Annotated in this window: 12 protein-coding genes; all 12 read right to left on the minus strand. The window is 44.4% G+C overall.

Features of this window, described 5'->3' with window-relative positions; all coding sequences use genetic code 11:
- Nucleotides 1-51: 51 nt before the first annotated feature.
- The 12 genes from ASL11_RS23340 to ASL11_RS23400 all read right to left on the minus strand — a co-directional run bounded on the left by ASL11_RS23340 (nucleotide 52) and on the right by ASL11_RS23400 (nucleotide 15516).
- Nucleotides 52-1656, minus strand: a complete 1605-nt coding sequence (locus ASL11_RS23340; RefSeq protein WP_056620368.1) for an extracellular solute-binding protein — start codon at nucleotides 1654-1656, stop codon at nucleotides 52-54.
- Nucleotides 1657-1710: 54 nt separating this feature from the next.
- Nucleotides 1711-2604, minus strand: a complete 894-nt coding sequence (locus tag ASL11_RS23345) for a carbohydrate ABC transporter permease (protein ID WP_056620369.1) — start codon at nucleotides 2602-2604, stop codon at nucleotides 1711-1713.
- A gap of 14 nt (nucleotides 2605-2618) precedes the next feature.
- A complete protein-coding gene (locus tag ASL11_RS23350; RefSeq protein WP_056620370.1) occupies nucleotides 2619-3530 on the minus strand; it encodes an ABC transporter permease in 912 nt (303 codons plus the stop codon).
- A gap of 445 nt (nucleotides 3531-3975) precedes the next feature.
- Entirely contained in the window at nucleotides 3976-4317 is a 342-nt protein-coding gene (locus ASL11_RS23355) for a hypothetical protein (protein ID WP_056620371.1), read from the minus strand.
- 128 nt (nucleotides 4318-4445) lie between these two features.
- Nucleotides 4446-5057 carry a hypothetical protein gene (locus tag ASL11_RS23360; RefSeq protein WP_056620372.1) on the minus strand — a complete coding sequence of 204 codons (612 nt, stop codon included), beginning with the start codon at nucleotides 5055-5057 and terminating at the stop codon, nucleotides 4446-4448.
- Nucleotides 5058-5186: 129 nt separating this feature from the next.
- The gene (locus ASL11_RS23365; protein WP_056620373.1) at nucleotides 5187-5687 is read right to left on the minus strand and encodes an SMI1/KNR4 family protein; all 501 of its coding nucleotides are present in this window, start codon (nucleotides 5685-5687) and stop codon (nucleotides 5187-5189) included.
- Between the two features lie 59 nt (nucleotides 5688-5746).
- Complete coding sequence (locus ASL11_RS23370) at nucleotides 5747-6220, minus strand: SMI1/KNR4 family protein (RefSeq protein ID WP_056620374.1); 474 nt, start codon at nucleotides 6218-6220, stop codon at nucleotides 5747-5749.
- Between the two features lie 404 nt (nucleotides 6221-6624).
- Nucleotides 6625-6849, minus strand: coding sequence for a hypothetical protein (locus tag ASL11_RS23375; protein ID WP_056620375.1), 225 nt, complete (start codon nucleotides 6847-6849; stop codon nucleotides 6625-6627).
- Nucleotides 6850-7017: 168 nt separating this feature from the next.
- Entirely contained in the window at nucleotides 7018-7203 is a 186-nt protein-coding gene (locus ASL11_RS23380; protein WP_157257021.1) for a hypothetical protein, read from the minus strand.
- Nucleotides 7204-7342: 139 nt separating this feature from the next.
- Nucleotides 7343-7615, minus strand: a complete 273-nt coding sequence (locus tag ASL11_RS23385; RefSeq protein ID WP_056620377.1) for a hypothetical protein — start codon at nucleotides 7613-7615, stop codon at nucleotides 7343-7345.
- Between the two features lie 564 nt (nucleotides 7616-8179).
- Nucleotides 8180-8830 (minus strand): ABC transporter ATP-binding protein, encoded by a 651-nt coding sequence (locus ASL11_RS23390; protein ID WP_056620378.1) that lies wholly within the window; start codon nucleotides 8828-8830, stop codon nucleotides 8180-8182.
- Between the two features lie 425 nt (nucleotides 8831-9255).
- A complete protein-coding gene (locus ASL11_RS23400; RefSeq protein ID WP_056620380.1) occupies nucleotides 9256-15516 on the minus strand; it encodes an alpha-amylase family glycosyl hydrolase in 6261 nt (2086 codons plus the stop codon).
- Between the last annotated feature and the right edge of the window lie 9 nt (nucleotides 15517-15525).

Consider the following 15525-nt stretch of genomic DNA (forward strand, 5'->3'; position numbering starts at 1 on the left):
CCATGTCTCACCACGATTTGCCATCACCTTGCCAGCTGTATCTCGTTTTGTTTATTTTCCACCTTTAAGCAGGCCATCAAGTGATTCCTGGAACATTTTCTCCAGCTTATCCACGCCCATTTTCTTCAAGGTTGCTACATACGCATCCCACTCGGCAAAAGACTGATCGCCTGAGATAAACTTGGCACGCATTTCGTCTGTATAGGTATCCAGATCGGTGCGAATTGCGTTCATTTGATCTTGCTTTTCTTTGGATAGAAGCGGTAGAGCATATTGTTTTTTAGGCAAAAACGGCTGAACAAGCTTGAAGTCCTTAGGTCGGGTTGAGCCTTCCAGCATTGGTGATAAATGTTTGTCCGTATAATAGCCGAACTCCCCTCCACCTTGCCAAATGGTCATGGACCCCAGTTCCACTGTAAGCCCTCGTTGGCTATTCAAAATTTCCTTTTTATAGCCTAAGCTTCCATTCTCACGCTTCTCGTAAGTGACACCCTCCTTGCCCAAGTAGAGCAGAGTCGCACCTTCGTCTCCATAAAAATAATCGAACATACGCATCGTTGCTTCTGGATTCTTGTTAGCTTTTGTAATGATCGCCTTACCACCGTTAGCATTAACATCCTGCTTCAGATTCCATAACTGGTCGCCATGAGGCCCTTTAAGTGGCGTAATACCTGAATAGTCTCCTGCAAATTTGCCAGCATTTTGAGCTTGCAGCAATGGCGTGAAGCCTACCTTATTGTCAGCTAGCTTCGCAAAATACACTTGATCCGTCTGCGTGAAAATATCCTTATCCAGTAAGCCTTCCTTATAGAGCTTGCTTGTATATTGCAGCAGCTCCTTGTATTTCTCATCCGCGTACCAAATATGCACCTTATTATTGTCGTCTATGTTCAACTTATAATCCAAATTACGCTGCAGCCCATACATACCTTCAAGTCCACGCATCGCCCAGTCAATTGTATGAGCCGTATATGGAATTTCATCGTTCTTGCTGTTGCCATTCGGGTCCTTTTCTTTAAACAATTTCAACAGTGAGTAGAGTTCGTTCGAATCCTTAGGAGCCTGCGCTCCAACCTTATCGAGCCATTTGATATTCAGCATCGGGAAACGCGGAACACCGAGCAGGTCGTAATCGACAATTCGAGGCAGCGAATATATATGTCCATCGGGAGAGGTAATGGCAGCCTTTACCTCTGGCTTCTTCTTTAACAGCTCACGCAGATTAGGTGCATACTTCTCGATCAATCCCTCCAGAGGAATGAAAATGCCAGTCGAGCCATATTTCGTAATATCCGCATCCTTGATAACACCTTTGATGAAAAAGTCGGGCAGTTCGCCGCTTGCCAACACCAGATTGACGCGCTCTACAGCGTTTTGCAAGGAAGGCGTATCCCATTCGATATGAATATTCGCTTTCTCCTCCAGCTCCTTCCAAAGCAGCATCTGGCTGTATTCACCCAATTGCGGGTCCTTTCGAGCAAATCCTTTTAAAGTAACCTTTTCCTTAACAATCGGTAAACCGGTTTCGTTGACATTTGCAGGTATCACCGAAGCCGTAGTTGTAGCCGTCCCCTCTTGTGACGCAGATTTATCCGCACACCCTGAAATAACTAGCACCAAAGCGACCGGGACCGTTAAAAGTAAATTCTTTTTCATAAGATTTGACCTCCAATAGTATATGTATAATTTGAATTGCTTTAATAATCAGCCTTATCCTTTTATCGAACCGATCAAAGCGCCCTTTACAAAAAAACGCTGCATAAAGGGATATAAAATCAGCATAGGAAGGCTGGCGACCATAATAATGGCATATTTGATCCCTTCCGAATCAAAAATTCGATCTGTAAAGCCCTTATCCAGTGTTGCAAAATCATCAACTTTGGATTGAATGAGAATTTCTCGCAGAACCAACTGGAGAGGAAACAGACTTCGATCCGATAAATAAATGAGACCGTTGAAGAAATCGTTCCAATGATGAACAGCATAATACAATGAGATTACAGCCAGGATTGGCTTAGATAACGGAAGCACCACATCAAGTAAAATGCGCGTGTTCGAGCATCCGTCTATAAAAGCAGCCTCCTGCAGCTCCTTCGGAATCGTGTTCATAAAATAAGTGCGCATAATGATGAGATTAAAAGTATTTATTGCGCTTGGCAGTATCATCGCCCACATGGAATTCACCAACCCCAACTGCTTCACGACCAAATAAGTTGGAATGATACCGCCTTGAAAATACATGGTTAAAATAAGAATACCCAGAATAACACGCCCGCCCTTAAGGTCAGACCTCGATAGTGGGTAGGCCGCCAGCACTGTTAACACCACGTTAATAGCCGTGCCTAGCACCGTGTAGAGGATCGTATTTCGGTACCCGTTCCAGACTGCACTGTTCTTGAGTACGTTGATGTACGACTTTAAAGTCAGTTCCTCTGGCCAGATTAGGATTTGGCCTTTGGCAACAAGAGCAGGGCTGCTGAGCGAACTACTGAACACATGCAGCAAAGGGAATACAATAAACAAGGTCAATACAACGAGAAAGGCATACATTGCCAAATTGAACCAAACGTCATTGTTTTGGATGGCATTTTGTTTTTTCAGCATCTTATTCCCTCCCTTTACCATAAGCTGTTGCTCGTCAGTCGTTTAATGGAATAGTTGGCTATGATTAGCAGTGTGACATTGATCAACGTATTAAATAATCCTACTGCGGTTGAGAAGCTGTATTCACCTTGCAGAATACCTATCCGGTAGACATAGGTTGAAATGACATCAGCCGTCTCCAGATTCAGTGGATTTTGCAGCAGGAGTATTTTTTGAAAGCCTACATCCAACAGATTACCTATTTTCAAAATAAAGAGGACGAGGATCGTTGAGAGAATACCGGGAATAGATACGCTCCAAACCTTATTCCACTTACTTGCCCCATCCATCGTCGCAGCTTCATATAACTCGGGATTAACGGCTGCTAGTGCAGCGATATAGATAATGGCCGACCAACCTGTATGCTGCCATATTTCCGAAAGGACATAAATCGTTTTGAAATACTCCTTATGTGTCAATAAATTCGCCGGTTCATACCCAAACCAAGCAGAAATGGTATTGATCACTCCGGTAGAGGAGGTGAAGGCCGTAATCATCCCCGCAACCACAATAACCGATACAAAATGAGGGAAATACGTGATATTCTGAATAATCCTGCTCAACCTCAACCACTTTAATTCTTGAAGTAACAGAGCCAGAATAATTGGCAACGGAAAACCAATGATTAAAGAATAAAGACTAAGTTTTACCGTGTTCACAATCAGCCGTTCCAAATAAAACGAGGAGAAAAACCTTTCGAAATGATGTAGCCCATTCCAGGGGCTGCCCCATATCCCGAGCGAAGGAATAAAATCTTTAAAAGCAATCTGCAGCCCATAAATGGGTATGATGTGAAAAATAGTGTAATAAACCAGAACAGGCACTAGCATGATATAGAGTTCATAATTTCTGAGAATGCCTAAACTGACTTTTTTCCGTTTGTTCATAAGGCTACCTCTTTAACAGTTAGTTTGTAAAAAAAGACACACTTCTCCCCCCTTAAAGGTTAGAATTGCGTCTCCGTTCGTACGGTGAACTTATTCTTATAATTCCCATTATTTTTATCGGAATTATTACTAGAAAATATTAGTTATAATTTTACATGCAGATCCTATTGTATGAAAATGCGCTATTCATGCAAATATCCGATATTTCCGATAGGATATACATAAATATATCTGATATTTCCGGTTAAATATATATCATTTGTGATTATTTTTTGGCTAAAAGTGATTATTAACAAGATAATTCCTTTTGTATTAAGCCTTCGATTATTCTGTTCATTGCTCAAACTTTACAAATAAATTATACCTTCTTGATATTTTAGCTTGTTATTCCATGTAAAGCATGAAGGACAGGAGAAATATAAAAGTAATGGATAAATCGAAGAAACTAAATACCTATCATTGAATTGATTTCATCAGACAGTTCAAGTATTTTCATCCATTGAGATGAGTGCCTCACCGCATTAATATTCCATTCATCACTTTGCTGTAATGCTAGAACCTTAATTCTTAAGGTTGAGCTTTTACGCATTATCTCATCACTAATTAGCCCAGCTTCGACCAGCCTTTGTAAGTTGTCTATGTGTAAAAATGATGTAGCTCCTATATCGAACTCTTCAAAGATGTTATATCCGATCACTGAATCATCCGAACTAATTAAATAAGTTCCACATTTCTTAATAGTCTCAACATATAGTTCATTTAGTTTTTCTATTGATATATTCTCCATCACACATTCCACCTTGATTCTGAAACAGGGAGCATCTGCCGTGGCATTCTACTCCTTGTTTTTAATTGAACTATCGTTACCCGTTAGTTTAATAAATCAGTCCAGCCATTTTATATAGTTTATTTACTTTACAATTTTACTCTCAGAAATTTGGACTTAATTTCCTCTTCAAAATCATCAAACCAATCGGCTTTTATAGATAGAACTGTATCAAACTCTTTTTCAAGAGGGTCTATTAATTCCATTACATCAAGCCCGAGTATCTTTTCCAATACTTTCACATCACTTTTAATATCTAAAGTATTTACCAAGGCTATGAGGTCACCATTAGTAATTTCCAATCCATAGTCCTCAGCTGTTCCTTCACTAGAAACAAGTATCTTTGTAATTTGTTGTCCGTTATTAAACACATTAAGTTCAAAAACATCATCATCAAAATAACCGACAGAAATCAGAGGTAAAGTTATGTGCCTAGATAACCCAGCTGCGAAATCAGCAATACTTTCCCAATTAAACTCTTCATTTAACAAAATAGTCCAATCCGTAGTGATTTGCCCTATATAATATAATTCTTCTTCAGAAATGCCTACATAAGATTGACTAATTCCTAGCATTTTTGCAAGTGCACTTTTTCTAGCTTTCTTCTCTTCCTTGAAAGACTGACCAAATATCTCAATTGCACTTTTTACATGTTCAATATCATTTGTTCTCACTTGAATATTTGCAAATTTAGTACCCATCTATTCGTTATTCCCTTCTAAATTGGATCTGTTTTTTGTATGCCATTATCCTACCCGTTAGCGGAACAGGCTACCGAGAATAAATCTGCGGTAGCCTGTTTTGGCAATTTATTGTGCTATCGTTCACCGTTAGCTCAACGATTCATTGCAATCGTAGGCATCTCCAAGTGTTTTAAAATCTTCTTTTAACCAGTACCATCGTTCACCGTTATTCTGAACCAATTTATTAAGCAAATCAGTGAATGATTTAGCAATTACTGGACAGTTACCTGAAACTGCATGTCTATCCCAGTAGCTATCGTAACATTTCCCTAATCGGTCTGGATGAAGATCTATAGAAATGTAGTCGCCATTTCCATCATGGCCAATGATGTACCAATGTGAAGATATATCCTCGTCTACTTGTTCCCCAACTATGACTGGATTAGAAAAGACAAACTCTTCAGTCCGGACTATTTTACAACTATAATCCTTGTTTTCAAAAAGGATTACTCCACCGCATATCTCATAAAAACGTTTAAGATCTGAAGGAAGGCTATGCTGATTCGTCTGTGGCAATCCGTTCATCGGAGTCACTCTACAATTAGGTAACCCCTTTATCTGGTTTAATAATGCCTCTATGTCATTCAAGACATCGTCCTCCCATTCGCAATCCACTATCGTTCTGCGTTAGCACAACTATCCGTGTCCTACATTAAATCGAGAGAAAATAATTTTTTCAGAAAATCATCAAAGCTTGATGCGATGTAATAGTCTACAAGATCTTCATCATAAAAGTACACAACTGATGGATCTGTTAACGAATTTCTATAGTCCAAACACACATAACCATGGTTCTCAACACTGATAGGTAAAATCATTTTATACGATTGATAGATATCTCTATTATGATCGCTAAAAGCTAACTGCTCTTCAATTATGTTTATATGTTCCTGGAAGTTAATAGCTACTTTTTCTAAAGGATAAAACCTCCCCGTGCAAACAGATTTTGTTCCCGTTTTCTTTTCACAGTGAATTACGTTTTTTTGTAATTCGCCACCATTCTGAATCCCTAATAATTCTATATAGCTTTTTGGTAATTTGTATCCCAAAGTTGTTTCAACTTCACCCACAATATTTAAATCTAGTGGTTTGTATTTATTTTCATGATCAATGCGCCACAATAGTATAGCCTCCTACATACGAAATTCTTGAAACCGTAACGAGATGCTGATCATCTGCTGCAACCTCTAACTCATATCCATATTTTAACACAATTTATTGAAGAAAACTGCCCGTTAACGCAATGACGGCTGCCTTACGGCAGCCGTTTTGTGTTGAACTTTCGTGTCCCGTTAGTTCAATACGGCAAGTCCAAGAGATAGGACTTGTCTTACATTTGGTTATTGGACAATAACAGCTTCAGTTTTTGTAAGCCAACTGTCAATAGCTTTCAATGGGAAATATATTATATTCCCAATTTTCACATACGGGATTTGACTTGTAGTTGTAGCCCCCATGGATTGCGGACCCAGTTTGTCTACCGCAGTTTCACTAATACCTAGGTATTGGGCTAATTCAGAACGGGTTAAAAGCTGATTCTGAAGATTAGAAGATGGAACCTCAACGCTACCGCAGTTTCACTAATACCTAGGTATTGGGCTAATTCAGAACGGGTTAAAAGCTGATTCTGAAGATTAGAAGATGGAACCTCAACGTTATTTTTGATAAATGAATTTGATATGAGCCAGCATCCAATTATTAAACAAACACCTAAAAATACAATGGTCAATGCATTTACAGAATTTTTCATTTTTTCCTCCTGCAATATATTTATTTTTCATATTCGTCCACGTAATAATAAACTCCTTTTACAAGGTAGTTATTATTTTAAATTACGAATGCTGCCCGTTAGCGTGGAAAAGGCAGCCGATCATCATGGCCGGCTGCCGAGGTGTCTTTATTCAGCTATCGTTCCTCGTTAGTTTAATGATGCTGATACCCCAATAGACCAAATGGATAAAGCAAAAAATAAACCGCTCCAAAACATTTCAATGCCGTAACCTTTTTTATTAACAATTTTTTCAATTGCTTTAAGCAAACTGATTACAAAAAGAAACCCAAAAATCGGTACAAGATATACCGCACTAAAAAGAAAAACCACCATAAACGGAACACTCCCTTTCACTGATGGAGCTTTGTTAGATTGATACCATAAATACGCTTCCAATAGATGGGAAGTTGCATTATCCTCCCGTTAGCTGAATCCCTAAAGTTATTAAGTCACAATGCAAATAGTAACATTACTATTTCTTTTCTTTTACGAAAGTTCCAATGTCAAGAAATAATACTTCTGTTTGTGAATTTAATTCCTTTTTACTACGGGCAATAGCATTAACATGATAATATTCTTCAATGGTTGAACGTCTAAATTCTCCATATTGGGTATAAATGCTGAGTGTTGATTCATTTACCGAATCTAAGTTAGTTGGATATTTTATTAACATAGCAATTGTAGAAAATACAATGCCAATAAAAATAGTCACAATGAATATTCTTTTGGCTTCCGCTTTATTCATTGGCTCAGCCTCCTGAATTACATACATTACAATTTCATCTCTTTAAAGTTCTTATCTATATGATACCATATATTGGAACTAAACTGCCCGTTAGCTTAATGCCCACCGGCAGTCTATATCTTTATTTGCTTGTCTCCTAATAACGAACCTCAATAATAACGAACCTCAAATACTAAAAAAGTGATGTTCACAAAAGTGAACACCACTAACACACTTTATTTTCCACTTACGATCTTTATTTCCCTTGATCAGCAGCAAGTTGCACCTCCATAAAATAAGAGTATGATATCACTCTGTTTTTCCCGGATTTCTTTGTAACATACATATTTCCATTATTGACCTTCTTACACTAAGTACATTATTAACCCACTCTCTATTCTATCAGGTAATTCTAAGCAGACTATCACAAATGAAGATTTATTGTTCGAACGAAGTCATCATTTCCCTCTCACCAATATAAGAGGCCTCACTCACTGAATAGTGAAAGAATAACACCAGTTTTTTTGACATAAAAAACAGAACCCCACATATATCCCATGGAGTCCCGGTCTTCACAATCTTATTCTAAACACTCTCTAACAACCGCCTATCCCGGAACCTCACAACCCGCTTCGCCTGCTGCGCTATCGCATGATCATGCGTGATCAAAATTATCGTTCTACCTTGATCATTTAACCTAGCGAATATATCCATAATATCAATGCCCGTCTTCGAGTCCAGTGCTCCAGTCGGTTCATCCGCCAAAATAATCGCAGGATCTCCTGCGAGCCTTCGTGCGATCGCAACCCGCTGCTGCTGCCCGCCAGACAACTCCGAAGGCAGATGCTTCCTGCGATCCACCAAATCGACAGCTTCCAAAGCTTTCAATACAAGTGGCTCTCGTTCTTTCCGCGTCATCCCCCGATAAATTAAAGGCAACTCCACGTTCTCATAGGCACTTAATCGGGGCAGTAAATTAAAGTTTTGAAACACGAATCCAATTTTCCGATTCCGTATCTCGGCTAGATGCCAATCCTTCATCTGGTTAATAGCTTTGCCGTCAAGAACGTACGATCCCGTGTCAGACACATCTAAACACCCGATGATGTTCATCAGCGTCGACTTCCCCGAACCTGAAGGCCCCATAATCGCGACAAATTCTCCTTGTTCAATTACTAATGACATCCCCCGTATTGTCGAATTTTTTGAGGTTGTGAACACGAAGCAACGTAAAATAGGCGCTCACCCAGAGAGTGAACGCCATTGGATCAATTCAGTTTCAGTTGCACGCGAGTTTACTATTGATTTCACTCATGATGCTCTCTCTGTTCATGGCCGGTCCAGTCCCCATCGATTAAGAACGATCAAAAAGCGACCGATTAAGGTCGCTTTCCTGAACAATGAGTATGATTCAAACAGAAAAAGATACCGATTCAAAACATATGCACAAGCCCTAGCCACTCCAGATACTATTAAGGAGCCAGAACAGGAATCCCAAATCGTAAAACCAGTGGGCATTAAAAAAGATGACTCCTGATGAATTCAGAAGTCATCTATTGGCTGCTTAAGCCAGGGATGTCCCTTTATTCAAACTGTCCACAACTACGGTTACAGTTCGCATTTCGCTGAAAGGTCTTTTTTTCTCTGAAGATTTTTACATTTTACTTCCCTGAATGCAACAGGTTAAGCAAAACCTGAGCGCATTCGGTGCGGGTGGTGATGCCGACTGGAGCGAACTCACGCTCGCCTCGTCCTTGCATCAGTTTCAGCCCGACCGCTGATTGCACGAAGTTTACAGCCCAAGGCGCAATGCCGGCTGCATCGTCGAAGCCGACAGGGATGTCTGCTGCTGGGGCGTTTGTGCCCGTATGGACGCCATAGGCACGTACGACCATCGCCGCCATTTCCTGGCGGGTAATCGGAGCGTCAGGTGCGAATGTCGAACTGCCACGACCGCTGACGATGCCATTGCTGTAAGCGATTGCTACCACCGTCGAGTACCAAGCGCTGCCTGGCACATCAGAAAATGGAAGCGACGCTTCTCCTTTGGCGGACAGGTTCAATGCACGTACGAGCATAGCTGAGAATTCAGCTCGTGTCACTTCACGCTCGGGTGCAAACGCTGCATCGGTGATGCCCTCCACGACATGCTTTGCGGCAAGTTCCCTCACAGCGTTGGCTGCCCAGTGTGCTGCAGGCAGATCATTGAATGATTTGTTGTATTCCAGTACGGCATATTTGCTGAAGTGAAATACTTTTGCCGTCAAACCGCCATTTTCCCAAGTACCGCCAATATACGTGAGCTCTCCTGCATCGCTCACATAATACACGCCGCTCAGTGGAATGTTTGCTCCATCCTGGACGTGGAATGTCAGCGTGACAGGTTGGTCAAATGTCGGCAGTTTTAGCGTTTTTCCGTCTTTCGTTAGAGCTGATAGGGTGAAATCGTACACGGTGCTAACAGGTTTGATGATTGCTCCTGTGCTTGCAGCTCCCTGATTAATCAGCTTTTGAGCGGCTTCGGCTCCTACGGTGTTAACCGCCAGTGAAAGTTGGGCGCCCTCTGAGCTTCCGCCCGGAATCAGTATAGCCAGCGCTTTGAGCAAGCTTGACGGTACTTCGATCGAGATGCCGCCTTGTTTAATCTCCAGTGTCTTGGAGCCCAACAGTTCAGCCGCATTGACCGGAAGCTTCACCTCACGCTCGCCTGAGCTCAGCTCGATGCCTACTTTTCCGTCCTTGCCGTTCGTTAAAGCAGCTTCGTCGATCTGTTTCGTCGTTGAGGGCTTATCAGCCGGAGTTGTTGCCATAGTATCGCCACCGCTTCCTTCATTAGATGGAGCAGAAGAAATGTTCAGCGTGATTTCAGCAGTTTTTCCTCCGAAAGAAGCTGTGATTTTCACTTCCCCTTGCGATTTCGCTGTAACTAGTCCCTCTGGCGTTACGTCCGCGATATTCGTATTGCTGGAAGTGAATTCAACACCTGTCAGACTCTTTTTTGAATCGTCCGAATATTCGCCTAACACCTGAAGTTGGCGTGTATCGCCAACAGTGAGAGCCGTGTTCACTTCACTCCACTGCAGTTGATTCAATACCGGCTCCTGAGCGCTTCCACCCGATGTCCGCGTAATGTCCAGCGTAATTGTCTTCGTAGCCTGACCTGCGCGTCCCTTATCTTCATACCAAGGAAGGAGCAGCGTTTCCGGTGTCGGTTCTATATGCAGTTCGAAATGATTCGATCCCAGTGCCAACGGAATGGCATCCAGTTCCACATTACCTGCGGCATCCATGCTGTTCTGAGGAATCGGCTGCCCGTTAATGGAGAAGTTGACGCCGTAAGGCACGACTCCTTTCAGCTTGAAGCTGCTTTCTTCCGTCGAATACGCAACGTTGCTGCCGTAAGTGATACGCGGCATGGTCAGAATCATCGGCATGTCGACCCAGCGCAGCACGTAATCGTTCACGACCATCTGATTGCCGCCATCATTTTTAATCGTCAGCTTCATATTGGTAACGGTCGAACTGTAAGCCCAGTTGCCGTAATCGGCCGTATCGCCCGGAGTCCGCGTGTGCGACGTGAAAGCTTCCGTCTCCCAAGTCCCGCGGGTATATTTGTATTCGATGGATTTGCCGGCCATCATTTTGAAGCTGTATTCCACCACGCCCCGATCGGTTGCACCGCTAGGTACATGAAGTTTCGTCGAGCTGGCATTCCAGCCGTTAAAGCTACCGGCAATGTTGATATCGTCGCTCGTCGGTGTGTAATCCGGCAAATGCAAGCGCATCAGCACATCCACCATCACAAGCTTCGGCGTTACGGACTGCTTTTCCGAAAATGCGCGGTTATAGGATTGGTCGAATGCCGCCACCTGATACGTGTAAAGCACGTCGTTGCTCACGGCATAATCCGTGTAATCGATGGCCGTAGCGGCAAGCGTAGCGATTTTCTGATAAGTCGCATCAGTAACCGATTGACGGTACACGTCGAAGCCCGCGATGCTGCTGTCCGATGCCGTCCATTTCAAATACGAACGGTTCGATTCGACCGCGATAGAATTAAGGGCCGGTGCGGCAGGTGCCGTTGTATCGTTCGGGTCCCCATATACTTCAAGAGTGACAGTATCGGATTGGGTATAATGCTCCCCGTTGTCCGTCGAAACTTTGGCAAAATAGTTGTAAACGCCAGCTTCCGTCGGCTCAAAAGATCCCCAGTACATCTTGCTGCCTGACTGGTCACTGTCATAGCGAAATTTCGTATCCTGAGCGGCAGCCGGGTCGGTACCCTCTTTATAGAAGCCAAGTCTCGCCAACAGATTCGGCGCTTCCTTGCCGGCTAAAGCGGCATCGTCCGTTAGTCCCGGAATATTCACGTTCACCGTGATTCGTCCTGTCGCTTTACCTACACCTGCATAAACGTTATCCGTTACTGTGCTTGGAGTTCCCAGAGATGCAATCTGGAATGCCGGCGTTGCAGCGACCATGTCGCTGAAGAAACTTTCGCCTGAGCCGATGCGTGCCGTAACGGCATAGTAATATTTCGTTCCGTTTACCACATTGACATCAAGATGGTTGAGGTCGGCGGTGGATCCGACAAGCTGTACGGCTCCGCCTTCAATGGCAGCACGGTAAATCTGATAGGATTCCGCTCCGCTCACACTGTTCCAGGAAAGCATTACTTTCCCCTTGTCACCTTGCGCCTGCACGCCAGTTACCTGCGGTACCGCCTGCAGTTCATCATCCGAAACCATCATAAAACCGGTTAGTGCCGGGACAGTCAGAGAGATTTTACCCGAAGCGACAACAGCCTTGGTACTTCCGTAGAGTTGATCGGTCAAAGCGAGCCCATCCGGCAGGAACCCGGCCACATCCACTTCGATCGACTGAGGGTTCGCTCCCCGGTTCACGACGAGCAGGGCTCCGCGGGAATCGTTTTTACGTGCATAAGCGATAACGTTTCCTTGTGAATAGACGGCTTTGAGGTCGCCGGTCCGGAACACGGCATTGTCTCCGCGGACTTTAGCCGCTTTTTGGTAGACACTCAAAAGATTCTGGTAATCGCCTGTACCGCTGAACGTACCGTCCCCATTCGCTACAACCCGTTCCCACGGGAAAAAGCGCCGGGAATCTGGATCTTTCGTACCTGTCAAGCCTACTTCATCCCCATAGTAAATCGTAGGAGCACCAGGGTAGCCCATTTGGAAAATGGCCGTCAGTTCCTGGAGCTTTTTCGCATTCGTGCTTGCCTCAGGTGCGATGACGAGATGCTCTTCCTCCCACTCCGGATGGTCGTATTTCGTAATGGAACGTGTCGTATCATGGGAATCCACGAGATTCATCAGTGCTTCCCAAGCTTCTTTCGGGTAATCTTCGCGGATTGATTCCAGCGCCTGATTGAACGTATCGGCATTGCCGCCCGAAAGGAAGCTTTGCAGAGCCCCGCGGAACCGGTAGTTCATGACGGAGTCAAACTGGTCTCCTAGCAGAAACTTCGTGGCAACGCCCCACTCTTCGCCGATAATAACCGGCTCATCGATCACCGTGCCGTTCACATTCGTACGGCCTGCGGCCGATTTAACTGCTTCGCGGAACTTGCCCCATGTGCCTGCAGACACATCCGGCGCCACGTCCAACCGCCATCCGCTTGTTCCCATCCACAACCAGCGTTGGGAGTTCGCAAACTGCATGGCTTTTTGCGCATCCGTCTCGGTTAATCCGGTCAGGCTATGCCCAATAACATTGTCCCGGTAATGGATATTGTTCCACTCGTGCTGCCCGGGAAGGAACAAGGTATCAGTCGGCAAATACACCGTAGGTGCTGTTTGCGGGTCTTTAGCATCCATCACCGGCAGCGAATCATATCCCCACCAGGCATCATATTTGTAATGCAGATTATCGTCGTCGCGGTCTTTCACCTTATCATTCGTCACTGTAAACCAGGAGACATACCTGAAATCGTCTGGCCACTTGTAATTCTGGCCCGTCATCGGGTTGATCTGGCTCGTGAACAAGGCGCGAACATCGGCTTCGGCCTGCTCTTGCGTAATGGAAGCCGCGTTCATCTTATCGTAAACGGCTGCCCAATACTCGTAAGCACCTATCTCCGGATATTTGTCATACCGGTCAAAATAAATCGAATCGTCACCAACGTGGTTAAACACACCATCGTTAATCACTTTGATTCCAGCAGTACGGGCTGCTTTCGTGAAGTTCTCGAATACTTGATCTGAGGCTTCCCGAGTTTTAACGTAATCCAAACCGGAAGCAGGATCCCCCGACGTATTATAAACTGGCTGTCCGAACATCGGATCCAGATGCTTGTAATCCGTTGCATCATATTTGTGATTGGACGCCGCCCATGAAACAGGATTCAAGTAAACCGCCGTAATGCCCAGCGATTTCAAATAGCCAAGCTTCTGTTCAATCCCTTGAACGTCGCCGCCGTAAAATTCATTCGTCCAAGCCCCATCCGTTTTCGCATTCGGGTAATACGGTTTGTTCTCCGGCTTGGTCCGGTCCGGATTCTCCGGCACGATGGAAGTCCCGCCCCAAACCTGAGCTGGCGTCGGATCATTCGGCACGCCACCGTCAAAATACTGGAGCTGCTGGCCATTCTTGCTTGTACCATATTTCGGATCGATGACACCGCGCGCGCCATCTACCGTCTTGGCCCGATTGTTATCCTTCGATCCGTCAAAAAACCTGTCCGGAAATATCTGATACACAACCGCATTTTTCATCCAATCGGGTGTCTTGTAATCCGGCGCATAAACCGTCAAATCATAAGGAACGGCGCCTTCATCCGCTACCGATCCCGAACCGCCCCGGCTGCTATCGTCTCCGTATTCTGCTTTCGACGAACCGTCGACAACAATGAATTTATAGCCCCAAATCCCAACCTTGCCTGCAAAATCAGCTGCCGGCACCGTAACTTCCCAATATTCCTTGTCGGCTACGGCTGTCACTTTCTTCATCAGGTAGGCATTGGACGAGCCATCGGGAGCGGTCAATTCCGCCTTTGCCGTCTGCAGGTCGCCCTTTGCCGCCGCCATACGCAGCGTGACATCCTGTCCGCCCGCCGGAATGGCGCCGAACGGCTTTTTGTACGTTACCGAACGGCTGTCAAAAAAGAGGCTATCCTTCTTGATTTGACCGTCAAAAGCACCGTCTTTTGCAACGTAATCATGGGTAAGCGCTTTCGTTTGGGCTGAATTATCAAAGGTAAAAGTGACATCAGCCTCGTCTACCGTTGCAATCTTCACATTTGCTCCGGTTGCCGTTCCGTAATTCGGCGCATCCCAATTTTGACCGAAAACGATTTTAGCTTCATAGCTGCCAACCGGAATATGGCGCTGCAGCTTATATACCGTGTTATTAAAACGATAATCGACGAACATCTGGTTCGCTCCGTCCGGTGACCATTCGGCTTCTCCGAACAAAGGTTGAATGCTGCCTACAAGTCGTGGCTGCTCGTTCAAACCGAGCGCCGGCATGTACTGCTGGATCCCTGCCACTCCGGGGAGTGAAATCCGCGCTTGGCCTATCTCATCGTTCACATAAAAATTTACCTTCGTCGTTTCTCCCAAGCTGAAGGAAAAGTTATTGCTGTTGTTTGAATAACCGTCCCAGGAGCCGCTTTTAACGATCTTAAATTCATAAGATCCGGCAGGAAGCTCTTTGGTAAAAGCATAAAATTCACCCACCAAGTGCTTCATCCGAGTATCCGTCGAAGCGTTGTCCCAGCCTTGAAAGCTTCCTACAACGACCCATTTGCTTTTGCCCCCAGGCTGCTCCGTAATTTGATCCGCTGCCGCAAGTACGCGAGTTGAACCTGCGAACAGTCCGGTAAAAAGCTGAACGATCAGTAGAAGTGCGGATAGCGCAGACAAAAGCTGCGTACCTCGTTTTCGATGCCATAAACCCATCGTTATTTA

This window comes from Paenibacillus sp. Soil750, from assembly GCF_001428045.1.
Classification (GTDB): domain Bacteria; phylum Bacillota; class Bacilli; order Paenibacillales; family NBRC-103111; genus Paenibacillus_E; species Paenibacillus_E allorhizoplanae.

Excerpts from the sequence above, each read along its gene's own strand:
- ASL11_RS23380 (WP_157257021.1), bottom strand. The coding sequence starts at position 7,203 with ATGGTGGTTTTTCTTTTTAGTGCGGTATATCTTGTACCGATTTTTGGG.
- ASL11_RS23340 (WP_056620368.1), bottom strand. The coding sequence starts at position 1,656 with ATGAAAAAGAATTTACTTTTAACGGTCCCGGTCGCTTTGGTGCTAGTT.
- ASL11_RS23345 (WP_056620369.1), bottom strand. The coding sequence starts at position 2,604 with ATGCTGAAAAAACAAAATGCCATCCAAAACAATGACGTTTGGTTCAAT.
- ASL11_RS23400 (WP_056620380.1), bottom strand. The coding sequence starts at position 15,516 with ATGGGTTTATGGCATCGAAAACGAGGTACGCAGCTTTTGTCTGCGCTA.
- ASL11_RS23355 (WP_056620371.1), bottom strand. The coding sequence starts at position 4,317 with ATGGAGAATATATCAATAGAAAAACTAAATGAACTATATGTTGAGACT.
- ASL11_RS23360 (WP_056620372.1), bottom strand. The coding sequence starts at position 5,057 with ATGGGTACTAAATTTGCAAATATTCAAGTGAGAACAAATGATATTGAA.
- ASL11_RS23385 (WP_056620377.1), bottom strand. The coding sequence starts at position 7,615 with ATGAATAAAGCGGAAGCCAAAAGAATATTCATTGTGACTATTTTTATT.
- ASL11_RS23350 (WP_056620370.1), bottom strand. The coding sequence starts at position 3,530 with ATGAACAAACGGAAAAAAGTCAGTTTAGGCATTCTCAGAAATTATGAA.
- ASL11_RS23375 (WP_056620375.1), bottom strand. The coding sequence starts at position 6,849 with ATGAAAAATTCTGTAAATGCATTGACCATTGTATTTTTAGGTGTTTGT.